The organism is Cupriavidus phytohabitans, from assembly GCF_000426345.1.
Lineage (GTDB): Bacteria > Pseudomonadota > Gammaproteobacteria > Burkholderiales > Burkholderiaceae > Cupriavidus.
In genome coordinates this window covers 57,941-83,445 of record NZ_AUFE01000018.1, presented here as the reverse complement: position 1 = coordinate 83,445, position 25,505 = coordinate 57,941, and the positions used below count along the sequence as shown (strand labels likewise).

Below are 25,505 nucleotides of genomic sequence, written 5' to 3'. Positions count from 1 at the left end.
TTTGAATGGCAGGGCGCGCGGCCCCGCGGGTTGGTTGGTGTCAGTGTACGAACAGCCAGATCAGGATCAGGACAAAGGCCGGGACACCAAGTAGCCAGGCGAGGATGTAGGGCATGGTGTAGCTCCTGTTTTGCACTAGTCGTGGTGATTCCAATATAGGGTCGGGCCCGCGGCGGGACTGTCGGGGAGGTTCCGCTTGCCGTGTAGGACGCCGCCGCACGGACCGGTAAGGCGCCGCCGCATCGAGCGCGCGGCCAGCGCCAGGGACCCGCGACGCGTGCTACGCTCAGGTCTGTACCACAGCACCTGGAGGCGAGCGATGGACGGGGTCTGGTCGGAAATCTACAGCGCCATCCGCGCCGAGTTCAGCGATGTGTCCGACGCCGGTGACGCCACCCGCATCCTGCTGCGGCTGACCGTGGCGGTGGTGCTGGGCGGCCTGATCGGCTATGAGCGGGAGGCCTCGGGCAAGGCCGCCGGGCTGCGCACCCATATGCTGGTGGCGCTGGGGTCGGCGCTGTTCGTGCTGGTGCCGCTGGAGGCGGGCGTGCCGCTGTCGGACATCAGCCGCGTGCTGCAGGGGCTGACCGCCGGGATCGGCTTCCTGGGCGCGGGTGCGATCCTGAAACACAACAGCGAAGCCGACATCAAGGGCCTGACCACGGCAGCCAGCATCTGGATGGTGGCGGCAATCGGCGTGGCGGCCGGCCTCGGGCGCGACACCACGGCGGTGATCGCCACGATTTTTACGCTGGTCATCCTGCAGATCCTGCTGCGCCTGAAATAGCGCTACGGGTCACAATACGCGAGCCTTGCCCCCGGCTTGCGCCAATCTGCTTTCAATGCGCGCCAGCGCACGCAGCGCCGGCGCGCACCGGCCTATGCTGTGCAGACGCTGTTCCGCGATGACGGGGCAGGCAGCAGGCAGGGGGGTGGCATGAAATCATCGATCCGTGACGATGCGGCGCTGGCCGCTTTCGTGGGCCCGCGCTACGCGTACTACAGCGGCCGCTGGGCTCTGGCCGAGGTGCGCGGCGGCATGTCGTGGAACTGGGCGGCGTGCCTGTTGGGCCCGTTCTGGATGGCCTACCGGCGCATGTACTGGCAAGTGGGCGTCTATGCGCTGATCGTCTGCACGGAGCCGGTGCTGCATGCGCTGTTCCGCGTCGACATGCCGCTGGCGCTGTCCCGGCCGCTGCTTTATGCGCTGGCGCTGCTGCTGGGCATGTATGGCAACCAGCTGTACCGCTGGCATGCCGAGTCCACCATCCGGCGCCTGCGCGAGTACCACTGGTCGCCGGAACTGATCCACGATTCGCTGGCGCGCTGCGGCCGCACCAGCTGGCCGGGAGTATTCGCCATGGGGCTGCTGCTGGTGGTCATGGCGGTGTCGCTGCGCCCGTTGGCCGGGCTGGTGGCGCACTCCACGGGGCTGGTCGCCGGCTAGGGCGCCGCGCTTTTACCAGCACTTACACCAGCACTTACACCGGCTCGCGGGACGCGTCGACCAGGTACTGGATCAGGGTTTCGGCGAACTGGGGCAACTCGCGCCCGGGGCGGCGGACCAGGCGCAGCTCGCGCTTGGCCCATTCGTCTTCCAGCTGGATGAAGCGCAGCACCTTGCGGCTGGCGTAGCGCCGCGCGCAGCTGTTGGGCACGATAGCGATGCCGGCACCGGCCTCCACCATGCGGCAGACCGCGTCGAAGCTGCCGACCTGGATGCGCAGGCTGATGCGCTTGCCCATGCCGCTGGCGATGCGGTCCAGGAACGACTGGATCGCACTGAACTGGTTCAACCCGACGAAGCGGCAGGTATCGAGCAGGTCGGCGAAATGCAGCCGCTTGAACGCCGGCAGCGGGTGGTTCACCGGCGCGATCACGATCAGCTCGTCGCTGCACAGGTGCATCACGTCCAGGTCCTGGGTCGCGACTTCACCCGCCACGATGCCGAGGTCGGCCGCGCCCGCGCTGATGGCAGACACGATTTCCTGCGACAGATGCTCTTCCAGTTCGATATCGATGTCGGGATTCTCGGTCAGGAAACGCGACACGCCGGTGGCGAGGAAGGAATTGGTGGCGGTGGTGTTGGCCAGCAACCGCACGCGCCCCTTGATGCCCTTGGCATAGGGACGCAGGTCGGCATGCAGGCATTCCAACTCCCGGAAGACCTCCCGCGCATGGCGCAGCAGCGCGTCGCCAGCCGGAGTAAGGCGCACGCCCTTGACCTGGCGGATCAGCAATTGTGTCTGGAAAGCCTCTTCCAGCTGCTTGATCCGGGTGCTGGCCGCCGGCAGCGACAGGAAGCTGCGCTCGGCGGCGCGGGTCAGGTTTTCCGTCTCGCCGACGTTCAGGAAAAGGCGCAGATCGGTCAGGTCGTAATGCATGGGCTTCCGTCAGGCCAAAGGCCACTTTTGTGATTCGTGAATTCCAAAGACGCGGGTGCCAATTTATCGTATCCGACGCGGCAATGACATCCGGAATGACAGCACTCGGGCGTCGCCCCTCAGGCGGCGTGCCGATAATCGCACCGGAATTGGGGCCGGACCGGCATGCGAACGGCGAATCCGGACGATCATCGCGCCGTACACACCGATGTCGCCGTACGCATCGTGATCACCCTACCGATGGCAGCGGTGACCGGACGACAGGATTTCAGGGAATTTGAGAGGAGCAAGGCAATGAGCGGTTTGATGGCAGGCAAGGTCGCGCTGGTGACGGGCGCGGGTGGCGGAATCGGGCGCGGCATCGCGCTGGCAATGGCCGCCGCCGGGGCCAAGGTGGTGGTTAATGACCTGGGCGTGTCGATGACCGGGGAAGGCGCCGACACCGGCCCCGCGCAGCGCGTGGTGGAAGAAATCCGCGCCGCCGGCGGCGAGGCCGTGGCCAACACCGACAGCGTCTCCACCTGGAACGGCGCCAACGCCATCGTGCAGTGCGCGCTGGACAATTTCGGCCGCATCGACGCGGTGGTCAACAACGCGGGCAACCTGCGCGACCGCATGTTCTTCAAGATGAATGAAGAAGAATGGCGCTCGGTGATCGACGTGCACCTGCACGGCACCTTCTTCGTCAGCCGCGCGGCGGCCAATTACTTCAAGGACCAGGAGAGCGGTGCCTACGTGCACATGACCTCGACCTCGGGCCTGATCGGCAACCTGGGCCAGGCCAACTACTCGGCGGCCAAGCTGGGCATCGCCGCGCTGTCCAAGTCGATCGCGCTGGACATGCAGCGTTTCAACGTGCGCTCGAACTGCATCGCGCCGTTCGCGTGGAGCCGCATGACCAGCTCGATCCCGGCTGAAACGCCGGAAGAAAAGGCCCGCGTCGCCAAGCTGCAGAAGATGGAAGCCGGCAAGATCGCCCCGGTGGCGGTGTACCTGGCCAGCGACGCTGCGTCTGAAGTCAACGCCCAGATCTTCGCGGTGCGCGCCAACGAGATCATGCTGATGAGCCAGCCGCGCCCCGTGCGCTCGGTGCACATGAGCGAAGGCTGGACCCCGGAAAGCGTGGCCGAGATCGCCATGCCGGCGATGCGCAACAGCTTCTTCAAGCTGGAGCGCTCGCCCGACGTGATCGGCTGGGATCCGATCTGAGATGGCGGGGGCGCAATCCCTGCCCGGTACCCGCGGCGCCCTCGAGGGCGTGCGGGTGCTCGACCTGTCGCGCATCCTGGCGGGACCGTGGTGCGCGCAGAACCTGGTCGACCTGGGGGCCGAGGTCATCAAGGTGGAGCGCCCCGGCGCCGGCGACGACACGCGATCGTGGGGGCCGCCCTGGCTGCCCGATGCGAACGGCCAGCCGTCGCGCGACGCCACCTACTTTGCCGGCGCCAACCGCGGCAAGCAGTCGGTGACGCTGGATATCGCCAGCCCGGAAGGGCAGGCGATCGTGCGCGAACTGGCGGCGAAGTCGCAGATCGTGCTGGAGAACTACAAGGTCGGCGACCTGAAGCGTTACGGGCTGGACTATGAAAGCCTGAAGGCGGTCAACCCGGCCATCGTCTATTGCTCGATCACGGGCTACGGCCAGGCCGGGCCGAGCGCGCACAAGCCCGGCTACGACTTCATCTTCCAGGGCCTCGGCGGCCTGATGAGCGTCACCGGCGAGCGCGACGACCTGCCCGGCGGCGGGCCGCAGAAGGTCGGCGTCGCGGTGGTCGACATGCTGACCGGGATGTATGCCACGGTGGCCGTGCTGGCCGCGCTGCGCCATGCCGAACGCACCGGCGAGGGCCAGCATATCGACATGGCGCTGCTCGACGCGGTGGTGGCGGTCGGTGCCACGCCGATCATCGCCCAGCGTGTGACCGGCCAGGCCATGCCGCGCTATGGCAACGCGCACGCCAACATGGTGCCCTACCATGTGTTCGCCACCGCCGACGGCTACATGATCGTGGCGGCGGGCAACGACGGGCAGTGGCAGGCCTACTGCCGCGGCATCGAACGTGCCGACCTGGCCGCCGACGAGCGCTTTGCCACCGGTCCCGGCCGCATCGTCCACCGCGAGACGCTGGTGCCGATGCTGGAGGCGCACATGCGCACGCGGGAGACCGCCCACTGGGTCCAGGCGCTGGAAGCGCAGGGCATCCCGTGCGGGCCGATCAACGACTACGGCCAGGTGCTGGAAGACCCGCAGGTGCGGCACCGCGAGCTGCAGGTCGACCTGGTGCGCGACGACGGCAGCCTTTGCCCGACCGTCAAGAGCCCGTTGCGGCTGTCGGCGACGCCGGTGCAGTACGATGCGCCGCCGCCGCGACTGGGACAACATACCGAGCGCGTGCTGGAAGGCGTGCTGGGTTTGTCCGCCGCACGCATTGCCGCGCTGCGGGAGCAGGGCGTCATCTGAAGCACAGGTCCCGGGGGCGCCTGCACAAAGCCCCCGCATCGCCTAGGCTGTTTCCAGGGCGCACCGCGCGCCCAGCTTCCGGAGACAGCACATGGATGAGGAAACCTTCAACCTCAGCATCCGCAAATTCCTCAAGGTCGTCGGCGTCAGTTCACAGCGCGAGATCGAGCAGGCGATCGCCCAGGCCATCGCCGACGGCGCCATCTCTGCCACCGGACGCTTTCCGGTGACGATGACCCTGGAACTGCCGGCGGCAAAGCTCAAGGCGAAATTCGACGGCGAGATCCAGCTTGAATAGCGCGGCTCAGGCCGGCTCCAGCTCGCCGCGCAGCCCCCGCAACCGGTACTCGCCCGGCGCCACGCCGGTCCACTTCTTGAACGCGCGGTGGAATGTGCTCGGCTCCGAGAAGCCGAGCCGCAGCGCCACTTCCTGCAGCGTCATGCCGGGGTGCTCCAGCATGCCGATGGCGACATCGCGGCGCAGGCTGTCCTTGATGCTCTGGTAGCCGCGGCCCTCGTCGCGCAGCCGGCGGCGCAGCGTCTGCGGCGTCAGGCGCAGCATCCGCGCCATCTGCTCGAGCGAGGGCAGTTCGTCGTTCAGGTGCGAGCGCAGGTGCTGGCGGATGCGTTCGGCCAGGCAGCAGCTGTCGCGGTAGCGGATCAGCAGGTTGCGCGGCGCTTCCTGCAGGAAGGCGCGCAGGCTGTCGCCGTCCTGCATCACCGGCAGGCGCAGGCAGGCGGCATCGAAATGCAGCGCCGTGACCGGCTGGCCGTAGTGCACGGCGGTCTTGAACACGCGTTCGGTGTCGCTGCAGCCCTGCGGGCGTTCGTTGGCCAGGTCGACGCGCAGCAGCGGGATATGCTGCGCCACCAGCCAGCTCACCAGCGCATAGCCCTGGAACACAAAGGTCGATTCCGCGAAGCTGCGGCATGCGGAGGTTGGCGCGCGCCGCTGCAGCCGGATCGAGGCAACCCTGCCGTCGGCGCTGACATGCAGGCGCGGTGTAAAGGCATCGAGATGCAGCCGGTACAGGCGCATGGCCGCGTGGATCGCGTCTTCCAGCGTGGCGCAATGGATCATGGCGCGGGCTGTCTGGGCAAACGTGCCCGGCGGGACCGGCCGCTCCAGCAGCCCCCACAGCTCGTCGCGCATGACGCGGCGCAGTGTGCGGATCAGCGCCGCATACTGCCCCTGGGTCACGCGCGCGCTGGGGGAGGCCAGCAGTGCCGGCGAAACGCCGGCGCGGCGCAGCAATGCGTCGACGTCGTGGCCGAGGCGGCGCGCACCCTGAAGGATGCGGTGCACGTGCTGGATGGCGACCGTGTGGCGTGCCGGGGCCTGCGCAGTCACGGCTGCCACGGCTCCCCCGGCTTGTGCCGAGCCGGGCAGGCGCGCGCTGGCGGGCACCGGACCCTGCGTCAGGGCGCCGGCAATGTGCAGCTTGCCCGGTACTGGCGGGCGCAGCGATGGCAGGACAGCGGTGTGCATGGGTCTCCTCGTCAGGTGACGCGCCGGCGCGGGCATTTCCGGTCTTTGCGCCACCTTATCAAGCGCGGGCTGCACCGCACAATCGGGATTTGCCAAAGCCTGCCTTTTGCCTGAACGATTCGGCCAATCATTTTGGCCCGTCTGGTCATTGTCCACGCACCGCAGCATCGCGCACTCTCCGGCTAATACAAGAACCGGCCCGCCAAGGCGGCCAGTACCGGGTGAGCCGGGGCCAGTGGCCCCAGCCGCCCCGGCAAAAAAACCAAAGGAGACAACAGATGCAGGCAAATCGTCGTAGTGCGGATCTTCGCGATGCATTGAGGCGCTTCGGGGCAGGATTGCTGGCGGCGGCGGGCGTGGGGCTGCTGACCTCGGGCACGGCCTGGGCCGAGGCAGCCTTCCCGAACAAGACCGTGCGGCTGGTGGTGCCATACCCGGCCGGCGGTGCCACCGACGTGCTGGGGCGCGCGGTGGCGGACGGCCTGGGCAAGGCCTGGAAGCGCCCCGTGGTGGTGGAGAACCGCCCGGGCGCCAGCAGCATGATCGGCTCCGAAGCCGTGGCCCGCGCCGAGGCCGACGGCCATACCGCGCTGCTGACGATCACCACGCTGGTGCAGGCGCCCAGCCTCTACGCCAAGCCGCCGTTCGACCCGGTCAAGGATTTCGTGCCGGTGTCGGAGCTTGGCACCACCAACCTGGTCTTTGCCGTGCACAGCGCCGTGCCTGCCAACAACATCAAGGAATTCATCGAGCTGGTCCGCGCCAAGCCGAAGCAGTTCTCCTACGGCTCGTACGGCACCGGCTCGAGCGGCCACCTGTACGGCGAGATCTTCAAGGAGTCGGCCAAGCTCGACATGGTGCACGTCTCGTACAAGGGCGAGGCGCCGGAGCTGAACGACCTGCTCGGTGGCCAGGTGCCGGCCGCCATTATTTCCGTGATGGGGGCCAAGCCGCACAACGCCTCGGGCCGCCTGCGCGCGCTTGCCGTGACCGGCGCGGCGCGCTCGCCGCAACTGCCGGACGTGCCGACCTTCCGTGAAGCCGGCGTGGCCGGCATGGACGGCCAGGGCTGGTTCGGCCTGTTCCTGCCGGCGGCGACGCCGCGCGCGGTGGTCGACAAGTATGCCGCCGAGGTCAACCGCGTGCTGGCCCAGCCCGAGCTGCGCAAGCGCATGGGCGAAATGGGGATCGTGCTGACCGGCAGCACGCCCGACGCCTTCGCGCAGACCGTGCGGACCGACTACGCCCGCTGGGGCAAGGTGATCCGCGTCAACAACATCCGGCTGGACTGATTTCCCATATTCCGAATTGAACCGCTGACCTGCTGCAAATGAAGCCTGCTACAAGTACCAACCTGCCGTTCCAATCCCTGGCCCGGTCGCCGGCCTGGCCGCCAGGCTTGCCCGCCACGCTGCACACGCCGCGCACCAGCCTGTACTACAACGTCGAGGCCGCCGCGCGCCGCTATCCGGACAAGACCGCGATCCAGTACTTCGGCACCTCGATCTCGTACGCGCAGCTGCAGGACGAGATCGAGCGCATGGCCGGCTACCTGCAGCAGGCCTGCGGCATCCAGCCCGGCGACCGTGTGCTGCTGTTCAGCCAGAACTGCCCGCAGTTCATCATGGCCTACTACGCGATCCTGCGCGCCGAAGGCGTGGTGGTGCCGGCCAACCCGATGTGGCTGGAGGCCGAGCTGGCGCACGTGGTCTCCGACAGCGGCGCGGTCGCCGCCTTCGCCGGCAGCGAGCTGTACCAGTGCCTGTCGCCGCTGCATGGCCCGGCCCTGCGCCACGTGATCGTGCACGACTATGCCGGCATGCTGCGCGACGACGGCGGCCTGCCGGTGCCGGCATGGCTGCGCGAGCCCGCGCCGGTGCTGCGGGCGGCGCCATCCGGCGCGATGCCGGTGGCATGGGATGCCGCCAGCGCGGCCGGGCATCGCGCGCTGCCGCACCAGGCCGGCTTCGACACGCTGTGCATGCTGGCCTACACCTCGGGCACCACCGGCAACCCCAAGGGCTGCATGCATACGCACGGCACCATGATGACCGCCGCGGTCGGCTCGCAGATCTGGCGCAGCAGCACGCCCGAATCGGTGGTGCTGGCGGTGGCGCCGATGTTCCACCTGCTCGGCATGCAGAACTGCATGAATTCGCCGATCTACCTCGGCGCCACCGTGGTGCTGATGCCGCGCTGGGACCGGGCGCTGGCCGCCGACCTGATCGAGCGCTACCGCGCCTCGGTATGGGGCGCGCCGCCGGCCATGATGGTGGACTTCTTCTCCCAGCCCGGCATCGCGCAGCGCGACCTGTCGAGCCTGGCCTTCCTCGGCGGCGGCGGCGCCGCCATGCCCGACGCGGTCGCCAACATGTTGCAGGAGCGCTTCGGCCTGCCTTACGTCGAGGCCTATGGCATGACCGAGACCGCCTCGTTCCTGCTGTCCAACCCGCGCCACAAGCCCAAGCGCGAATGCCTGGGCATCGCCACCTTCGGCGTCGACGCGCGCGTGATCGACCCGCAGACGCTGGCAGAGCTGCCGCAAGGCCAGACCGGCGAGATCGTCGCGCATGGCGGCCAGGTGATGCAGGGCTACTGGCGCAACCCCGAAGCCAACGAGGCCTCGTTCGTCGAGCTCGACGGCAAGCGCTTCCTGCGCACCGGCGACCTGGGCTTCATGGACGAAGAGGGCTACTTCTTCATGCGCGACCGCCTCAAGCGCATGATCAACGCCTCCGGCTTCAAGGTCTGGCCCGCCGAGGTGGAGAACCTGCTGTATGGCCACCCGGCCATCCACGAGGCCTGCGTGATCGCCGCCCGCGACGAGCGCCGCGGCGAGACCGTCAAGGCGGTGATCGCGCTGCGCCCCGAGGCGCGCGGCACTGCCGAGGCCGATCCCGAACGCATCATGGCCTGGTGCCGTGAGCGGCTGGCCGCCTACAAGGTGCCGCGCATCGTCGAGTTCGTCGAGGCGCTGCCCAAGTCGGGCACCGGCAAGATCCAGTGGCGCGCCCTGCAGGAACGCGAGATGCAGGCCGAAGCCCCGCGCGACTGAGCGCGCAGCGAAACACGGAACAGAGAGACACAGCATGCAGCAAAGCAGACGCAACTGGCTGGCGCAGGCCGGCACCCTGGCCGGTGCGGCCATCCTCGGCACCCCCGGCCAGGCCTTCGCCCAGCAACCCTATCCGAGCAAGCCGATCCGCCTGATCGTGCCGTATCCCGCCGGCGGCGGCACCGATACCGTCGGCCGCCTGGTCGGCCAGCGCCTGGCCGAGATCCTGGGCCAGCCGGTGGTGGTGGAGAACAAGCCCGGTGCCAGCGGCATGCTCGGCAACGACACCGTCGCCAAGGCGCCGGCCGACGGCTACACGCTGCTGCTGGCGATCACCGCGATGATCCAGTCGCCCAGCCTGTACAAGCGCATGCCGTACGACGCGGCCAGGGACTTCACGCCGGTGTCGCTGATCGCCAAGTCCTCGGACCTGTTCGTCGTGCCCAACCGCGTGCCGGCCAGCAACATGCGAGAGTTCCTGGCGCTGGCCAAGTCCGGCAAGCTCAGCTACGGCTCCTACGGCAACGGCACCTCGTCGCACCTGCATGGCGAGCTGCTGCGCCAGCAGGCCGGCATCGACCTGGCCCATATCCCGTACAAGGGCGCCGCGCCGCTGATGAGCGACGTGCTCGGCGGGCAGGTGGATTCGGCCTTTGTCGACGTGACCTCGGCCAATCCCTACCTGGGCAGCAACAAGTTCAGGATCCTCGGCATCACCGGCAGCCAGCGTTACAAGGCGCTGCCCAATGTGCCGACCTTCGCCGAGCTGGGCCTGAAAGGGTTTGAACCCAACGGCTGGTTCGCGCTGTTCCTGCCCGCCGGCGCGCCGAAGGACGTGACCGCCAGGCTGGCGGCCGAGACCGCACGCATCGTGAAACTGCCCGAGGTCTCGCAGAAGCTCGCCGGCATGGGCCTGCAGCCGGTCGGCTCGACCCCGCAGGAGCTGGCCGAGGTGGTCAGCGGCGACATGCCCAAGTGGGCAAAGATCGTGCGCGACGCCAACATCCAGCTCGACTGAGCGGCACTGCCGGCCACGGCATCGCATACCGGAGTCTATCCATGGAAACCATCCGCTTTGCCATCGAAGACGGCATCGCCACCCTGACCCTGAACTACCCCGAGCGCAAGAACGCGCTGTCGATCCCGATGCGCGGCGAAATCGGCGAAGCCATCCGCCAGGTGCGTGCCGACGAGAGCGTGCGCGCGATGATCCTGACCGGCGCCGGCACCGACTTCTGCTCGGGCGGCGACATCAGCTCGATGCAGGTGGAGATCGACGCGCCGCAAGGCCGCCGCCGGCTCCAGCAGGCGCACGGCTGGCTGGAAGACCTGATCCAGCTCGACGTGCCGGTCATTGCCGCTGTCAACGGGGCGGCCTACGGTGCCGGCTTCAGCCTGGCGCTGACCGCCGACATCATCCTGGCCACGCCGCGGGCGCGCTTCGGGCTGCCGTTCCTGCGCATGGGCCTGATTCCCGATTGTGGTGTTTTCTACACCTTGCCGCGGATGATCGGCCTGCAACGTGCCAAGGCGCTGATGTTCTCGATGCGCGAACTCGATGCCGAGGCCGCCCAAGACCTTGGCATTGTCATGGAAATCGTGCCGGAGGAAAGCCTGGCCGGCCGCGCGCAGGCGCTGGCGCGCGCCTTCACCGAGGCCTCGCCGGTTGCGGTGGGCCTGACCAAGCAGGCGCTGAACGCATCGCTCAACCAGGACCTGCACACCATGCTGGCGATGGAAGCGGACGGACAGGGCATCGCCTTCTCCACCGGCTACCGCCGCGAGGCGGCCGACCGCTTCATGGCCAAGCAGCCGCTGCGCTACCGCTGGCCTGGCTGAGCGTCGCTGCCATGCTGCTTTGCAGCATGGCGACCCATTGTTTACGTATACAGGCAGGCCACGCCAGGCGTCGCTTGCCACTGTCGATCACCCGTCTACCCTCGTATCCGCACACCTATGGCATCCCAACACCAACATGCGGCGCCCGCCGCACGCCAGACTCCCTGGATGACCGAAGACCTGGAAATGTTCCAGGACACCGTACGCCGCTTTATCGAGCGCGAGCTGGCGCCTAACGAAGCGCGCTGGGCCGCGCAAGGCTACATCGACCGCGAAGTGTGGCGCCGCGCCGGCCAGGCCGGCCTGCTGTGTGCCAGCATCCCGGAAGAATACGGCGGCGGCGGGGGCAACTTCGCGCATGAAGCCGTGATCACGCGCGAGATGGCGCGCGCCATCTTCACCAGCCTGGGCAACAACGTGCACAGCGGCATCGTGGCACATTACCTGCTCAACTACGGCACCGAAGCGCAGAAGAAGAAATGGCTGCCGCAGATGGCCAGCGGCGAGATGGTCGCGGCCATCGCCATGTCGGAACCTGGCGCCGGCTCGGACCTCAAATCGGTACGCACCCGCGCGGTGCGCGAAAAGACCGCCAATGGAGATTGCTATCGCATAAACGGTGCAAAGACGTTTATTACGAACGGTTACCACGCCGACCTCGTGTGCCTGGTCGCCAAGACCGATCCGGAAGCCGGCTCGCGCGGCGTCTCGCTGATCATGATCGAGACGCGCGACCTCGAGGGATTCCGCCGCGGCCGCATCCTGGAGAAGATCGGGCAGAAGGGCCAGGACACCGCCGAACTTTTCTTCGACGACGTGCTGGTGCCGTGCGAGAACCTGCTCGGCGAGCAGGAAGGGCAGGGTTTTTACCAACTGATGCAGCAGCTGCCGCAGGAGCGGATGATCATCGCGCTGGGCGCGACCGCATCGATGCAGCGCGCGATCGAGCTCACCACCGAATATGTGCGCGAGCGCAAGGTCTTCGGCCAGGCGCTGGCCGACCTGCAGAACACCCGCTTCCGCCTGGCCGAGTGCAAGACCGAGGCGACCATCGCCGCCACCTTCGTCGACGACTGCATGATGCGCCTGATGGCGGGTACGCTGGATGCCGCGACCGCCGCGATGGCCAAGTGGTGGTGCACGCAAAAGAATTGCGAGATCATCGACGAGTGCCTGCAGTTGCACGGCGGCTACGGCTACATGCTGGAATATCCGATCGCACGCATGTACGCCAACGCACGCGTCGGCAAGATCTACGGCGGCTCCAACGAGATCATGAAAGAGCTGGTGGCACGCACGCTCTGATGGCCGTGCGCAGTGCTTGCTGGCATCAGCACTGTGCGTATGCTGATGCGCGTCCGAGCTGATTCTGCCACCAACATAAAGGCCGGCACCTGTGCCGGCTTTTGTGTTTCCGGTTACAAAACCGGCTGTGCACGGATCTGCGGAAAGGTGTAAGGTGTGTCACAAGCATGGTCAATGGCCCGTCGCGCGCGGGGTGTGGCACCGAGTGGAAATATCAGCCAAAAGCTGACAGCGCCACCAGCGGAATCAGGCGATAAATGCAGCGTGGAATCAAGCGTTGCGTCGATGCAAGATTCGTCAACTCGGACTCCACCATCGCCGTTATTTGACTATGATGAAGTAAAGTCTTCGCAACATTCACCGGTCGTCAAGCCGGGGTGGCGAACCGCGGAAATTGCGAAGTCTTGAAGGGTAGAACTACCTTCGCCTCGGATGTGAACTCTGACGGGAGTGAGGTATGGACATTTTCGGCCATTACGCTACGCGCTTCGAAGCCCGCAAGGAAGAGGAATACAGCATCCAGGAGTACCTGGAGATCTGCAAGAAGGATCCCACTGCCTACGCGACCGCTGCCGAACGCATGCTCGCCGCGATCGGCCAGCCTGAACTGGTGGATACCCACCACGATCCGAGGCTGTCCCGGCTGTTCTTCAACAAGGTCATCCGGATCTATCCGGCCTTCCGCGATTTCTACGGCATGGAGGACACGATCGAGCAGATCGTCTCGTTCTTCAAGCACGCCGCGCAGGGCCTGGAAGAACGCAAGCAGATCCTGTATCTGCTCGGGCCTCCCGGCGGCGGCAAGTCCTCGCTCGCGGAGAAGCTCAAGGCGTTGATGGAACAGATCCCCATCTACGCGCTGAAAGGTTCGCCGATCCACGAGTCGCCCCTGGGTCTGTTCTCGCCGGAAGAAGACGGCAAGATTCTGGAAGAGGACTACGGTATCCCGATCCGCTACCTGAACACGATTGCCTCGCCATGGGCAGTCAAGCGCCTGCACGAGTTCAACGGCGACATCACCAGGTTCAAGGTGGTGAAGCTGCGCCCGTCGGTGCTGTCCCAGATCGCGATCTCGAAGACCGAGCCGGGCGACGAGAACAACCAGGACATCTCGTCGCTGGTGGGCAAGGTGGACATCCGCAAGCTCGAGGACTTCCCGCAGGACGATCCGGATGCGTACTCGTATTCCGGCGGCCTGTGCCTGGCCAACCGCGGCCTGCTCGAGTTCGTCGAAATGTTCAAGGCGCCGATCAAGGTGCTGCACCCGCTGCTGACCGCGACCCAGGAAGGCAACTACAAGGGCACGGAAGGCTTCGGCGCGATCCCGTTCGACGGCATCATCCTGGCGCACTCGAACGAGGCGGAGTGGACCACCTTCAAGTCGGACAAGAACAACGAGGCATTCCTGGACCGTATCTACATCGTCAAGGTGCCGTACGTGCTGCGTGTGTCCGACGAGGTCAAGATCTACGACAAGCTGCTGCGCTGCAGTTCGCTGTCGGCGGCGCCGTGCGCGCCGAACACGCTGAAGATGATGGCGCAGTTCGCGGTGCTCACGCGCATCAAGGAGCCCGAGAATTCCAACATCTTCTCGAAGATGCGCGTCTATGACGGCGAGAGCCTGAAGGACGTGGACCCGAAAGCGAAGTCGTACCAGGAATACCGCGACTACGCCGGCATCGACGAGGGCATGAACGGGCTGTCGACGCGCTTCGCGTTCAAGGTCCTGTCCAAGGTCTTCAACTTCGACAACACCGAAGTGGCGGCCAACCCGGTGCACCTGCTATACGTGCTCGAGCAGCAGATCGAGCGCGAGCAGTTCCCGCCGGAGCAGGAAGCCAAGCTGCTTTCGTACATCAAGGAGTACCTGACCACGCCGTTCGTGGAGTTCATCGGCAAGGAGATCCAGACCGCTTACCTGGAGTCGTACTCCGAATATGGCCAGAACATCTTCGACCGCTATGTGGTATTTGCCGACCTGTGGATCCAGGACCAGGAATATCGCGATCCCAACACCGGCGAAATCCTCGACCGCAACGCGCTGAACGACGAGCTGGAGAAAGTGGAGAAGCCGGCGGGTATCTCGAACCCGAAGGACTTCCGCAACGAGATCGTCAACTTCGTGCTGCGGGCGCGGGCCAACAACGCGGGCAAGAACCCGGTCTGGACCAGCTATGAAAAGCTGCGGATGGTGATCGAAAAGCGCATGTTCTCCACCACGGAGGATCTGCTGCCGGTGATCTCGTTCAACGCCAAGTCTTCTCGCGAAGACCAGGACAAGCACGAGAACTTCGTCAACCGCATGGTCGAGAAGGGGTACACGCCCAAGCAAGTGAGACTTTTGGTGGAGTGGTATCTGCGCGTAAGAAAATCATCGTAACGGCGCCGCGGAAGCAGTCTCTCAACGAGGGCAACATATGGCTACGGTCATCGATCGGCGCGAGAACGGCGGCAACAAGAGTGCCGTCAACCAGCAACGCTTCATCAAGCGCTACCGCGAACAGATACGGCAGGCGGTGGCAAAGGCGGTGTCCGGCCGGAAGATCATGGACATCGAGCAGAGCGGCCAGGTGTCCATTCCGGTCAAGGACATCACCGAACCGATCTTCCACCACGGCCCGGGCGGCCGGCGCGAGTGGATTCACCCTGGCAACAAGAAGTTCGTCAAGGGTGATTCCTTCGACCGCCAGCAGCAGGGCGGTGGCGGGAGCGGTTCGCGGGCCAGCGACAGCGGCGAAGGCGAGGACGATTTCGTCTTCACGCTGTCGCGCGAGGATTTCCTCAATTTCTTCTTCGAGGACATGGCGCTGCCGGACCTGGCCAAGCGCCACCTGGCCAAGATCGCCGAAGTGCGCAAGGTGCGCGCCGGCTATTCCATCGACGGCACACCGTCCAACCTGTCGATCCTGCGCACCATGCGCAGCTCGATCGGGCGGCGCATCGCCTTGTCCAGCCCTTACCAGAAGCGCCTGCGCGACCTGGAGCTGGAGTATGCCGAGGCGCTGGACAAGGACGGCCCCTACGCCGAAGGCACGCTTGAACTGATGGAGAAGATGCGGCACCTGCGTGCCTGCATCGACCGCGTGCCTTTTATCGAGAAGCTCGACCTGCGCTACAACAACCGCGTGCTCAAGAAGCGCCCGCAGGCCCAGGCGGTGATGTTCTGCCTGATGGACGTGTCCGGCTCGATGGACGAGAGCCGCAAGGACCTGGCCAAGCGCTTCTTCATGCTCCTGTACCTGTTCCTGAAGCGCAACTACGAGCGTATCGACGTGGTGTTCATCCGGCATCACACGGTGGCCAAGGAGGTCGAAGAGGAAGACTTCTTCCACTCGCGCGAGTCCGGTGGTACCGTGGTGTCGAGCGCGCTGAAGCTGATGGTGGAAGTGGTCCATGACCGTTATCCGCCAAGCCAGTGGAACATCTACTGCGCGCAGGCCTCCGACGGCGACAACTGGGCCGGCGATTCCGAGCTGTGCGGCCGCCTGCTGCGCGAGTCGATCCTGCCGCTGGTGCAGTACTATGCATACGTGGAAGTGGCGTCCGAGGAGCCGCAGAACCTTTGGGAAGAGTATCTGACGGTCAAGAGCCAGTTCGAGCACTTTGCGATGCAGCGCATCATCGGCGCGGACGAGATCTACCCGGTGCTGCACGACCTGTTCCAGAAGCGGGCGGCTTAGTTGGGGCCTGCTGCCGCGGCAACCGGCAGCGAAGGCCGCAGTGAAGTCTGGTGGCAAGGCAACGCGGACCACGCGGGCGCGCCAGTGCGCGCCTGCGCGGTCGGCGGCCTTGCCCGCAACAAGGGGCAAAGATGGCTTATCTGTCCACGGGTTCGGAATGGACCTTCGAGCTGGTCAACCGGTATGACCGCGAGATCGCCCGCATCGCCGGCGAATTCGGGCTGGATACCTACCCCAACCAGATCGAGATCATCACGGCCGAGCAGATGCTGGACGCCTACGCGTCGGCGGGCCTGCCGGTGGGCTACAACCACTGGTCCTACGGCAAGCACTTCCTGGCGTCGGAGCGCAGCTACCAGCGCGGCCACATGGGCCTGGCCTACGAGATCGTCATCAACTCCAATCCCTGCATCGCCTACCTGATGGAGGAGAACACCATGCCGATGCAGGCGCTGACGATCGCGCATGCCTGCTACGGCCACAATTCCTTCTTCAAGGGCAACTACCTGTTCCGCACCTGGACCAACGCGGACGCCATCGTCGATTACCTGCTGTTTGCCAAGAACTACGTGGCCGAGTGCGAGCAGCGCTACGGCGAACAGGAAGTGGAGTTGCTGCTCGACTCCTGCCACGCCTTGCAGAACTACGGCGTGGACCGCTACAAGCGGCCCAAGAAGCTCTCCATCACCGAAGAGAAGGCGCGCCAGGCCGATCGCGAGAACTACCTGCAGATGCAGGTCAACGACCTGTGGCGCACGCTGCCCAAGCACCGCCCGCATGCGCTGACGGCCGAGGACGAAACGCCGGAAATGACGTTCCCGCCGGAGCCGCAGGAGAACCTGCTGTACTTCATCGAGAAGAACGCGCCCAAGCTGGCGCCGTGGCAGCGCGAGATCGTGCGCATCGTGCGCAAGATCGCACAGTACTTCTACCCGCAGCGCCAGACCAAGGTGATGAACGAAGGGTGGGCAACGTTCTGGCACTACACCATCATCCACCAGCTCTACGAAGAAAAGCTGGTCAACGACGCGTTCATGATGGAGCTGCTGCAGGCCCATACCAACGTGATTTACCAGCCGCCGTACCACAGCCCCTACTACAGCGGGCTGAATCCATACACGGTGGGCTTCCTGATCTTCCAGGACCTGCGCCGCATGTGCGAGAACCCGACCGACGAGGACTACCGCTGGGCGCCGGAGATTGCGGGCAGCGACTGGCGCACGACGCTGGACTTTGCGATGCGCAACTTCAAGGACGAGAGCTTCCTGCTGCAGTTCCTGTCGCCGCGCGTGATCCGCGAACTGAAGCTTTTCTCGGTGCTTGACGACGACCGCGAGGGCAAGCTGCGCGTCACCGCCATCCACGACGACGAGGGCTATCGCGCGATCCGCCAGCTGATGGCGGCGCAGTATGACCTGTCGACCATGGAGCCCAATATCCAGGTCACCAATGTCGATATCGGCGGCGACCGCTCACTGACGCTGCGCCACCTGCAGAATGACCGCCGGCCGCTGGCGCACAACTTCGACGAAGTGGTGCGGCACCTGACGCGGCTGTGGGGCTTTACCGTGCGGCTGGAAGTGGCCTATGAAGACGGGCGCACCGAACTCAAGTACGAGTGCAAGCCGGAGCGCCGGCATCGCAAGCCGCACGGCGGCCTGAGCCTGGCCGCCTGAGCGCCTCATCCGCCGAGCAAGCGCGCGCGTTGCCTGACTCAGGCAACGCGCGCGCTTGCACTTTTACTCGCACTCGCACCATCCGCGCACCAGTTCGACTGCGCGGCTGTCCGTGTCGGCGAACGCCGCCTCGCCCAGCACGCGGCTCCACCAGCGCTCCGACCCGTCCGCCACGCGCCAGGCATGCAGCCGGCGCGTGTAGAGCTGCAGGTCGTATTCCTCCGTGATCCCGATCGCGCCGTGCACCGCATGGGCGATGGCCGCCACCGGCGTGACGGCATCGCTGGCGCGCAGCTTGCCGATCGCGGCGCGCAGGCGGTCGGGCTGCCCGGTGCTGCTGTCGCAGGCGAGCTGCGCCGCCACGCGCGCTGCCGCCACGTGCTCGGCCATCTCGCTGACCTGGTGCTGGATCGCCTGGAACTTGCCGATGGCGCGGCCGAACTGCTGGCGGTCGTTGGCGTACTGCAGCGTCAGGTCGAGCACCCGCGACAGCGCCCCGGCCAGCTGGACCGCGTGCAGGCAGGCGCCAAGGGAGCGCAGCGTGCCCGGCGCCAGCCGGAACGCAGCCGGCGTGGCCGCGTCCGGGCGTGGCAGCCGCAGGGTCAGGTCGGCGTGCGCGCCGGTGGGCTCGGCGCGCGCGTCGGCCGCAGGCAGCAGCAGGCAACGCTCGCCGTCCTGCACCAGGAACCACTGGGCATGGCGCGCGTCGGCGACGAGCGCCGCGGGCGCGCCCTCCTCGAATCCCGCCAGGGCGACGGGTCCGTCGGGCAGGTCGATACCATGCGCGTGCAGCACGGCGCGGGCGAAGATGGTTTGCGCCAGCGGCAGCGGCAGGACATGGCGGCCGGTGAGGAACAGCACCGGCGCCAGTTCAGGCAGCGGCAGCGCGGCGCCGCCGGCGGCCTCGGGCAGCAGGCAGTCGGCAAAGCCGCTGTCGCGCAGCGTTTGCCACAAAGGACAGGGATCGGCCTGCCGTTCCAGCGCGCGGACCGTGGCGGGCGTGCAGCAATCGCGCAGCAGCGCGTCGAGGGCGTCGGAGTAAGCGTTATGCATGATGGGTCTCGTCGGGGTGCAGGGCGTCGGGACGGTGCGGCAGCGCTTCAGCGCAGGCCGAGGCCGCGCGCGATCATGCCGCGCAGGATCTCGCGCGTGCCGCCGCGCAGCGAATACGACGGGGCGATCTGCGTGACGTAGGCCAGCGTGCGGTACAGCGCGCCGTCGGCGGCCAGTGCCGGTTCGTCGCCCAGCGCCGCTTCCACCAGCGCCGGCACCGATTGCTCGAAGGTCGTGCCCAGGTCCTTGACCAGCGCGGCCTCGACCACCGGGCTTTCACCGGCCGCCAGGCGCGCGGTCACCGCCAGCGACATCGCGCGCAGCACCGCCAGGTGCCCGGCGAGGCGGCCCGCGGTCACCGTGTCGCGCCGCGCCGGCGGCAGGCGGCGCATGGCATCAAGCCAGGTGTCGAGCAGCACCACGCTGGAGTACAGCCGCTCGGGGCCGCTGCGCTCGAACGCGAGTTCGGCGTTGACCTGCTCCCAGCCGCTGCCTTCCTGCCCAACCAGCGCATCCTGGGCCAGCACGACGTCGTCGAAGGTGACCTCGGAGAAGTGCGCGTCGCCCGCCAGGTCGTGGATCGGCCGCACCGAGACGCCGGGCGCGTGCAGGTCGACGATGAACTGCGACAGGCCCGACTGGCGGTCCTGCGGCGTGCCGGAGGTGCGCACCAGCGCGATCATGAAATGGCAGCGGTCGGCGTTGGTCGTCCAGATCTTGCGGCCGCCCAGGCGCCAGGTGCCATCAGGCTGACGCATGGCGCGTGTCGTCACGCTGGCGAGGTCGGAGCCGGAGTTCGGCTCGCTCATGCCGATGCAGAAGAACGCTTCACCGCGGCAGATCGCGGGCAGGTAGCGCGCTTTCTGCGCGTCGTTGCCGTAGCGCAGGATCAGCGGGCCGCTCTGGCGGTCGGCGATCCAGTGCGCCGACACCGGCGCCCCCCGGGCCAGCAGCTCCTCCACCAGCACGAAGCGTGAGTAAGGATCGAGGCCGGCGCCGCCAAATTGCGCCGGCAGCGTGATGCCGACCCAGCCGCGCGCCGCCAGTGCGCGGCTGAACGCCGCATCGAACCCCATCCACGAGCGCGCGCGGGTTTCCGGCGGAAGGGCGGGCAGGTGCTCGTCAAGAAAGGCGCGTACCTCGGCGCGGAACGCGAGCGCGTGCGGCGGCAGGGGCGTCAGGTCGAAGGTGGAAAGCAAGGCGGTCACGGTGAAGTCCGGTAGCTGTGGCACGCGAGCCCCGGCGGAACGCGGCGGCGATTGCCTTGCATTCCGGATGGCTCAGGGTGGGCCACAGCGTAGTTCACGCGTCGAGCGCCAGTCCAATATTGATTTATTGGGAAGCGATACCGATTCGATATGGAGGTGCCGCCGCCCCGGGGCGCCCGGGATCGCTGCCAGGGCTTCAGGCCGTTCCCGATCGCGGCGCACGCGGCCGGGCCGCCGAGGTCACGCCGCCGCGGTCGAGATTGACACCCGGCAGCAGGTGCAGCAGGCGCACCAGCTCGGACTGGCGATGCGTGCCGGTCTTGCGCAGCGTATCGCGAATATGCACGCGCACTGTATGTGGCGACAGGAACTCGCGCTCGGCGATTTCATTCAGCGTCTCGCCGGCCGCGAGCCGGATGGCGATGATGCTTTCCTTGCGCGACAGCCCGAACAGCGAGGTCAGCACGCCCGCGTCGAGCACCGAACGCGATTCCGAATTGCCGAACAGCATCATCGCGGCCGGCAATTGCCACGGGCCTTCCACCGGCTGGCGCGAAACCAGCGGCGTGACGATGATCGGCACCGGCTGCCCGCCGGAGGTGATGTGCATCCAGGAGCCCGAGGCGGCTTCGGCGCCGCGGCCGCGCACCGCGCCGTCGAGCAGCTTGCGCAGCACTGCCTGCAGCGTGTCGCTGTGGGCGCGCAGCACGCCGTCCTGCAGCGAGAGGTGGCTGTCAGCCTGAACCAGCGCCTCGGCCCAGCTGTTGGCGTAGCGCACGCGCAGATCGGCCTGCAGCACCATCACGCCAAAGTCCAGGGTATCGAGGCCGGCCAGGCCAAGGCTGGCCAGCCCGCTCAGCTCGAAATTGCGTTGTTGCATGCGCGCGGCGCGTACCCAATGCGGCATGACGTGGGCCAGGCGCCGCTCGCGCTGGCCGGCGCTGATGGTGCCCGCGCTGGTGCCGCTCATCAGCACGCAGACTTCGGCGTTCTCGATCAGGCGGATGCCTTGTTCGAGTCCGCTGCAGGCCAGCGTGGCCGCCGGACTCGCGGCCACGGCGCCATCGTGCGAGGCGGCATGCATGGGCGTGCAGCCGGCACTGTCAGGCGTGTCGGCCTGCGCGCAGCAGGGGGCGTCGGCGTGGGGCAGGTCGAGCGGACTGGGCAGCCATTCGGGAACGCTGGCGCCGTTGGTGAAGCAGCCGTGGGGCGTGACGCCCAGGCGCGCATGGCGGGCGAGCTTGTCCCAGATCAGGTAGCGCGGGCTGCCGGTGGAGGTGTACCGGGAAAAGAGGTCCAGGGCCGCGGGCATTGCCGCAACGTCCAGCGCGGACTCGTAGATCGAGTCGACCAGACGATGGAAATCCTCGTCCACAGTCGGGTGTTCGCCCATGTTCACATTTCCCCCGGTGGCAAACGCCTCTTGCTTCGTGCCACGGCAAATGGCCACTTCCTTTTGTGTTATCGGTGCCGCTCTGGCGTTCTGTACATGCGCTGATGCGGCTGTTGCAGCTGTCCCGCGATGTCTCATGGCTGCGCTAAGGCAATCATGCCAAACAATGTTGTTTGTTTTGTCCCCCGTGTCGGGAGGGAAAACACGGATTGCAGATGTAGCGCATGGCTGGAGGCCGCGCCAATTGCTGCTTTGCAGCGAACGCGGGGCAATCACAGCCTCGACATGGCGGGCGTATGGCAATGCACGTGACGAGAACGTCAAATTTTCAGCACGGAATTAGTCCCGGGCGTTTCACAGACGCCACATGTGTCCGAAATTCTTGGGGCATAAAGACCCCGATGGCAATACGGACAATCGGGGTTGCCGTACTCCGTACCCGTTTCTGCGAACGGGGGTGAAGAACCCGGCTGCTATGGTGCCGCCGGGTTCCCTTGCTCGTCGCCCGCCAGCTGCAACCCCTTGCCATCGACCTGGATGGTCAGGCTGGGCGAAGCCATGTGGATGCCGTTGGCGTCGAAGTTACGTTTCAGACGTGCATTGAACGCGCGCGTGATTTCCGACTGCGTCAGCGGCCGGGTCTTGAACTGTGCCATCACGACTGGCCCGCTGGGGTCGAAGCGGTCCAGCCCGAGGATGTCCAGCCCCGACATCAGGTTGCGTGCGTAGCGGTGATCGCGCGCGATTTCCGTGCCGGTGGTGCGGATCAGCTCGAGCGCCCGGTCGAGGTCGCTGTGGTAGCTGATGCCGATGCTGAACACGGCATAGCCATAGCCGCGCGACAGGTTCTTGACTGCCTTGATCTGGCTGTACGGCAGCGTATGCAGCGCACCGCGGCCGTCGCGCAGCTTGACCGTGCGGATGGTCATGCCTTCGACCACGCCGGCATGGTCAGGCAGCTCGATCGAGTCGCCAATGGCAATCGAATCCTCGACCACGATGAACAGCCCCGTGATCAGGTCCTGCACCAGGCTCTGCGCCCCGAAGCCGATCGCCAGCCCGACCACCCCCGCGCCCGCCAGCAGCGGTGTCACGTTGACGCCCAGGTTGGCCAGCACGGCAATCACTGCGATCACCAGCAGGGCGATGAACGAGGCATTGCGCACCAGCGGCAGGATGGTCTTGGCACGCAGGCTGGGCTGAGCGCCGCGTCCATGCGCCGGCGACAGCGACTGCGTGACGGCGGTGTCGATCAGCAGCCAGACCAGCCAGGCGAGCAGCACGGTGCTGGTCACGCTGAACACCGTCTCGGTGATATGGCGGCCGGCCGCCGACGACTCCGCAAGCCGCACCGGCGACGTGCCCCACACGCGCATCACCATGGCGACAAAGACCATCCAGACCAGCACCCGCACCAGCGCGATCCCGAAGCGGCCGAAGCGCTGCACGTAGGCCGAGCGGCGGCGGTCGCGGAAGCGCGGCGGCTGCGACGTTGCCTTGGGCGAGCGCCTGGCGACCATGGTCAGCAGCAGCGCCGCGACGAACAGTGCGACCGAGGCGACGGTGCGGCGCAGGAACACATCGGCGTGGCCGGCGGCGAGCAGCGTGCCGATCACCGAGGTGACCACCACCGCCAGCACCGGCAAATGCCAGGCCTGTCCGATCAGCCGCAGCAGGTCGGTCATGCCCGGGTGCGACTGGCGGAAGGCCAGCGGCCGCTGGCTGATCAGCTGGCCGATCTGGCGCCGGAAGCAAAGGGCGAACACGCCGATGCCCAGCGCCGCGGCGATATTTGCCGTGGTCGACACCAGCGCGGCGAGGTTGGTGCCGATCACGGCGATGACGCGGCTGTCCGTGGCGCTGTCGCCCAGGGCCGCCAGTGCGCCGATGGCGAACAGCAACCACGGCGAGCGCGCCAGTAGCTGTCGCACCGCAAGCTGGCGGTGGGCGGTGCGGAACAGGACGAAGATGACCTGGCACATCGCGGCGGCGATGGCACCCGCCACGATGGCGTATGCGACCAGTACCGCCGCCAGGGCGGCTGGCGAATGCGTGAAGGTGCGCGTCGCCATCAGCAGCGTGATGCCGAAGGCGACCACCCAGGGCCCGATATGGCGCAGCATGAAAATGCCGACATCCACCCAGGATGGCACCTCGGGCAGCCTGGAGCGCTCGGTACGCGGACGGGGCGGCGCGCGGCGGCGCCGGATGCGGTGGCCGATCTCCCACAGGCCCCAGCCGCTTGCGGCCCATACCGCCAGCACCAGCGCGAATTCGCGCAGCGAGTCCAGTGCCGGGCGGGTGCCGTGATGGGTAAGCGCGGCGCGCCATTCGTCGCCGGCAAAGCGCGAGCGCCAGCCCCAGTATTGCCACGGCCCGCGGTCCTCGCGCAGGTGCGTGTCGACTTCGTCGAGCACCTCGGCCACGGCGCCGATCAGCCCCGGTGCCGAAGCGCCGGCCGCCGCGGCGGACGCCGGCGCCGGCACCGCGCCGGAAGCGTCCAGGCCGCGCCGCAGGGCCTGCAGCTGGCCGACCAGCGCGCGCCGCTCGCGGTCGTCCTGCAGCGTGGCGATGACCTGGTCGAGCGACTGCGCCAGCGGCACGCTGGCCGGGGCCGCCGGCGCGCTCGCGGGCGCGGGCTTGGCTGGCGCCAGCAGCGTGGCAAGCGGGCCTGCAGCCGTGGCCGGCGCCAGCAGCGCAAACCACAGCGCCAGCACCAGCAGCGCCGGCATAAGCGGCGCCGGCATAAGCGGCACGACATGCGCGGTCAGGCTGGCACATGGTGCGAGCCGGCGTGGCCACATCGATCGGGAGTGGGCGTTGCGATCGGGTTTGCACATGGCTGGATGTCCGTGTCCGGTCCGGCGTGACGTTGCTGGCGGGGGCGCGCGGAAATGACCGTCGATCGCGCCACTGTAGCGCATCGGCGGTGCCGGGTGCCGCACCGCGGCATCCGGCCTGCCGGGCCCCGCCGCACCATTCGTCGCTTCGGACGATGCGTGGCTTGCGCCGATCCACGAATCTCGAACCCACTCCGGCGTGGGCATTTCCGCACCCGCCGGCCTTCACGGATCGCGGACAGAGCACGGGCGCGCGCACCGGAGCCGGTCGCCCGCCCGGCCAGACACAAGACACAAAGCACAAAGGAAAGACGGCATGGAACTCAATGCATCGGTATCGGCAGTGGTAACGGGCGGCGCCTCGGGCCTGGGCGCGGCGACGGCGCGGGCGCTGGCGGCGCAAGGCGTGCGCGTGGCGCTGTTCGACCTCAACGTCGAGAAGGGCGAAGCGCTGGCGCGCGAGCTGGGCGGTGTGTTCTGCCAGGTCAACGTGACTTCCGAGGCCGAGGTCGAAGCCGGCTTCGCCAAGGCGCGCGCCGCTATCGGCCAGGAGCGCATCCTGGTCAACTGCGCCGGCACCGGCAACGCCATCAAGACCGCGTCGCGTTCCAAGGAGGCGCCGGACCAGATCAAGTTCTTCCCGTCCGATGCCTTCGAGCGCATCGTCCAGATCAACCTGATCGGCACCTTCCGCTGCATCGCGCGCTCGGCGGCAGGCATGCTGACGCTGGACACCGCGGGCGGCGAGCGCGGCGTGATCATCAACACCGCATCGGTGGCGGCGCAGGATGGCCAGATGGGGCAGGCCGCGTACTCGGCGTCCAAGGCCGGCGTGGTCGGCATGACGCTGCCGATCGCGCGCGACCTGGCGGGCGAGGGCATCCGCGTCAATACCATCCTGCCAGGCATCTTCAATACGCCGCTGCTGCAGGGCGCCGCCGAGAACGTCAAGGCCGCGCTGGCTGCTTCGGTGCCGTTCCCCAAGCGCCTGGGCCAGCCGGAAGAGTTCGCCTCGCTGGCCGTCGAGATGTGCCGCAACGGCTATTTCAACGGCGAATCCGTGCGGCTGGACGGCGCCATCCGGATGGCGCCGCGCTGAGCGAAGCGGCCTGGATCCAATCA

Annotated in this window: 20 protein-coding genes; 14 read left to right on the top strand and 6 right to left on the bottom strand. The window is 67.1% G+C overall.

The genetic code is table 11. The annotated features are described in order from the left end of the window. Positions 1–319: 319 nt before the first annotated feature. Together K309_RS0115530 and K309_RS0115525 are read left to right on the top strand one after the other, a co-directional pair. The gene (locus K309_RS0115530; protein ID WP_029047287.1) at positions 320–787 is read left to right on the top strand and encodes an MgtC/SapB family protein; all 468 of its coding nucleotides are present in this window, start codon (positions 320–322) and stop codon (positions 785–787) included. 150 nt (positions 788–937) lie between these two features. After that, entirely contained in the window at positions 938–1,447 is a 510-nt protein-coding gene (locus tag K309_RS0115525; protein WP_029047286.1) for a DUF2628 domain-containing protein, read from the top strand. Positions 1,448–1,481: 34 nt separating this feature from the next. Here K309_RS0115525 and K309_RS0115520 read toward each other — a convergent pair whose 3' ends face one another. Further along, positions 1,482–2,384 (bottom strand): LysR family transcriptional regulator, encoded by a 903-nt coding sequence (locus K309_RS0115520; protein WP_029047285.1) that lies wholly within the window; start codon positions 2,382–2,384, stop codon positions 1,482–1,484. 294 nt (positions 2,385–2,678) lie between these two features. Here K309_RS0115520 and K309_RS0115515 point away from each other — a divergent pair, with 294 nt between their 5' ends. The 3 genes from K309_RS0115515 (at position 2,679) to K309_RS0115505 (ending at position 5,143) form a co-directional block, all read left to right on the top strand. Continuing rightward, a complete protein-coding gene (locus tag K309_RS0115515; RefSeq protein WP_029047284.1) occupies positions 2,679–3,593 on the top strand; it encodes an SDR family NAD(P)-dependent oxidoreductase in 915 nt (304 codons plus the stop codon). Between the two features lies 1 nt (position 3,594). Next, entirely contained in the window at positions 3,595–4,845 is a 1,251-nt protein-coding gene (locus tag K309_RS0115510) for a CaiB/BaiF CoA transferase family protein (RefSeq protein ID WP_029047283.1), read from the top strand. A 91-nt stretch (positions 4,846–4,936) separates the two neighbouring features. Continuing rightward, positions 4,937–5,143 carry a DUF6494 family protein gene (locus tag K309_RS0115505; protein WP_029047282.1) on the top strand — a complete coding sequence of 69 codons (207 nt, stop codon included), beginning with the start codon at positions 4,937–4,939 and terminating at the stop codon, positions 5,141–5,143. Positions 5,144–5,149: 6 nt separating this feature from the next. On the opposite strand, the gene K309_RS0115500 is transcribed toward K309_RS0115505, so the two are convergent. Beyond that, complete coding sequence (locus tag K309_RS0115500) at positions 5,150–6,334, bottom strand: AraC family transcriptional regulator (protein WP_029047281.1); 1,185 nt, start codon at positions 6,332–6,334, stop codon at positions 5,150–5,152. A 278-nt stretch (positions 6,335–6,612) separates the two neighbouring features. Here K309_RS0115500 and K309_RS0115495 point away from each other — a divergent pair, with 278 nt between their 5' ends. The 8 genes from K309_RS0115495 to K309_RS0115460 all read left to right on the top strand — a co-directional run bounded on the left by K309_RS0115495 (position 6,613) and on the right by K309_RS0115460 (position 17,889). Next, a complete protein-coding gene (locus K309_RS0115495) occupies positions 6,613–7,626 on the top strand; it encodes a Bug family tripartite tricarboxylate transporter substrate binding protein (protein ID WP_029047280.1) in 1,014 nt (337 codons plus the stop codon). A 38-nt stretch (positions 7,627–7,664) separates the two neighbouring features. Beyond that, a complete protein-coding gene (locus tag K309_RS0115490; protein WP_029047279.1) occupies positions 7,665–9,389 on the top strand; it encodes a long-chain fatty acid--CoA ligase in 1,725 nt (574 codons plus the stop codon). 34 nt (positions 9,390–9,423) lie between these two features. After that, the gene (locus K309_RS0115485; protein WP_029047278.1) at positions 9,424–10,407 is read left to right on the top strand and encodes a Bug family tripartite tricarboxylate transporter substrate binding protein; all 984 of its coding nucleotides are present in this window, start codon (positions 9,424–9,426) and stop codon (positions 10,405–10,407) included. Positions 10,408–10,448: 41 nt separating this feature from the next. Continuing rightward, positions 10,449–11,228: an enoyl-CoA hydratase/isomerase family protein gene (locus K309_RS0115480; RefSeq protein WP_029047277.1), complete on the top strand. Its 780-nt coding sequence runs from the start codon at positions 10,449–10,451 to the stop codon at positions 11,226–11,228. A gap of 117 nt (positions 11,229–11,345) precedes the next feature. Beyond that, a complete protein-coding gene (locus K309_RS0115475) occupies positions 11,346–12,533 on the top strand; it encodes an acyl-CoA dehydrogenase family protein (RefSeq protein WP_029047276.1) in 1,188 nt (395 codons plus the stop codon). A 457-nt stretch (positions 12,534–12,990) separates the two neighbouring features. Beyond that, positions 12,991–14,913, top strand: coding sequence for a PrkA family serine protein kinase (locus tag K309_RS0115470; protein ID WP_029047275.1), 1,923 nt, complete (start codon positions 12,991–12,993; stop codon positions 14,911–14,913). A 37-nt stretch (positions 14,914–14,950) separates the two neighbouring features. Next, a complete protein-coding gene (locus K309_RS0115465; protein WP_029047274.1) occupies positions 14,951–16,213 on the top strand; it encodes a YeaH/YhbH family protein in 1,263 nt (420 codons plus the stop codon). Positions 16,214–16,344: 131 nt separating this feature from the next. Beyond that, complete coding sequence (locus K309_RS0115460) at positions 16,345–17,889, top strand: SpoVR family protein (RefSeq protein WP_029047273.1); 1,545 nt, start codon at positions 16,345–16,347, stop codon at positions 17,887–17,889. A 63-nt stretch (positions 17,890–17,952) separates the two neighbouring features. Here K309_RS0115460 and K309_RS0115455 read toward each other — a convergent pair whose 3' ends face one another. The 4 genes from K309_RS0115455 to K309_RS36640 form a co-directional block, all read right to left on the bottom strand. Further along, positions 17,953–18,942: an acyl-CoA dehydrogenase family protein gene (locus tag K309_RS0115455; protein WP_029047272.1), complete on the bottom strand. Its 990-nt coding sequence runs from the start codon at positions 18,940–18,942 to the stop codon at positions 17,953–17,955. Between the two features lie 47 nt (positions 18,943–18,989). After that, positions 18,990–20,150 carry an acyl-CoA dehydrogenase family protein gene (locus tag K309_RS0115450; RefSeq protein ID WP_029047271.1) on the bottom strand — a complete coding sequence of 387 codons (1,161 nt, stop codon included), beginning with the start codon at positions 20,148–20,150 and terminating at the stop codon, positions 18,990–18,992. A gap of 196 nt (positions 20,151–20,346) precedes the next feature. Next, positions 20,347–21,543 carry a helix-turn-helix transcriptional regulator gene (locus tag K309_RS0115445; RefSeq protein ID WP_029047270.1) on the bottom strand — a complete coding sequence of 399 codons (1,197 nt, stop codon included), beginning with the start codon at positions 21,541–21,543 and terminating at the stop codon, positions 20,347–20,349. A 473-nt stretch (positions 21,544–22,016) separates the two neighbouring features. Further along, on the bottom strand, positions 22,017–24,290 hold the full coding sequence (locus tag K309_RS36640) for a mechanosensitive ion channel family protein (protein WP_051320480.1): 2,274 nt from the start codon (positions 24,288–24,290) through the stop codon (positions 22,017–22,019). A 409-nt stretch (positions 24,291–24,699) separates the two neighbouring features. On the opposite strand from K309_RS36640, the gene K309_RS0115435 reads away from it, so the two are divergent. Then, the gene (locus tag K309_RS0115435) at positions 24,700–25,482 is read left to right on the top strand and encodes an SDR family NAD(P)-dependent oxidoreductase (RefSeq protein WP_029047269.1); all 783 of its coding nucleotides are present in this window, start codon (positions 24,700–24,702) and stop codon (positions 25,480–25,482) included. The last annotated feature ends 23 nt before the right edge of the window (positions 25,483–25,505 follow it).

Coding starts and splice junctions, on each gene's coding strand:
- K309_RS0115505 (WP_029047282.1), top strand. CDS start 4,937: ATGGATGAGGAAACCTTCAACCTCAGCATCCGCAAATTCCTCAAGGTC.
- K309_RS0115525 (WP_029047286.1), top strand. CDS start 938: ATGAAATCATCGATCCGTGACGATGCGGCGCTGGCCGCTTTCGTGGGC.
- K309_RS0115475 (WP_029047276.1), top strand. CDS start 11,346: ATGGCATCCCAACACCAACATGCGGCGCCCGCCGCACGCCAGACTCCC.
- K309_RS36640 (WP_051320480.1), bottom strand. CDS start 24,290: ATGCCGGCGCCGCTTATGCCGGCGCTGCTGGTGCTGGCGCTGTGGTTT.
- K309_RS0115455 (WP_029047272.1), bottom strand. CDS start 18,942: ATGCATAACGCTTACTCCGACGCCCTCGACGCGCTGCTGCGCGATTGC.
- K309_RS0115495 (WP_029047280.1), top strand. CDS start 6,613: ATGCAGGCAAATCGTCGTAGTGCGGATCTTCGCGATGCATTGAGGCGC.
- K309_RS0115510 (WP_029047283.1), top strand. CDS start 3,595: ATGGCGGGGGCGCAATCCCTGCCCGGTACCCGCGGCGCCCTCGAGGGC.
- K309_RS0115460 (WP_029047273.1), top strand. CDS start 16,345: ATGGCTTATCTGTCCACGGGTTCGGAATGGACCTTCGAGCTGGTCAAC.
- K309_RS0115520 (WP_029047285.1), bottom strand. CDS start 2,384: ATGCATTACGACCTGACCGATCTGCGCCTTTTCCTGAACGTCGGCGAG.
- K309_RS0115445 (WP_029047270.1), bottom strand. CDS start 21,543: ATGGGCGAACACCCGACTGTGGACGAGGATTTCCATCGTCTGGTCGAC.
- K309_RS0115470 (WP_029047275.1), top strand. CDS start 12,991: ATGGACATTTTCGGCCATTACGCTACGCGCTTCGAAGCCCGCAAGGAA.
- K309_RS0115500 (WP_029047281.1), bottom strand. CDS start 6,334: ATGCACACCGCTGTCCTGCCATCGCTGCGCCCGCCAGTACCGGGCAAG.
- K309_RS0115515 (WP_029047284.1), top strand. CDS start 2,679: ATGAGCGGTTTGATGGCAGGCAAGGTCGCGCTGGTGACGGGCGCGGGT.
- K309_RS0115465 (WP_029047274.1), top strand. CDS start 14,951: ATGGCTACGGTCATCGATCGGCGCGAGAACGGCGGCAACAAGAGTGCC.
- K309_RS0115530 (WP_029047287.1), top strand. CDS start 320: ATGGACGGGGTCTGGTCGGAAATCTACAGCGCCATCCGCGCCGAGTTC.
- K309_RS0115435 (WP_029047269.1), top strand. CDS start 24,700: ATGGAACTCAATGCATCGGTATCGGCAGTGGTAACGGGCGGCGCCTCG.
- K309_RS0115490 (WP_029047279.1), top strand. CDS start 7,665: ATGAAGCCTGCTACAAGTACCAACCTGCCGTTCCAATCCCTGGCCCGG.
- K309_RS0115485 (WP_029047278.1), top strand. CDS start 9,424: ATGCAGCAAAGCAGACGCAACTGGCTGGCGCAGGCCGGCACCCTGGCC.
- K309_RS0115480 (WP_029047277.1), top strand. CDS start 10,449: ATGGAAACCATCCGCTTTGCCATCGAAGACGGCATCGCCACCCTGACC.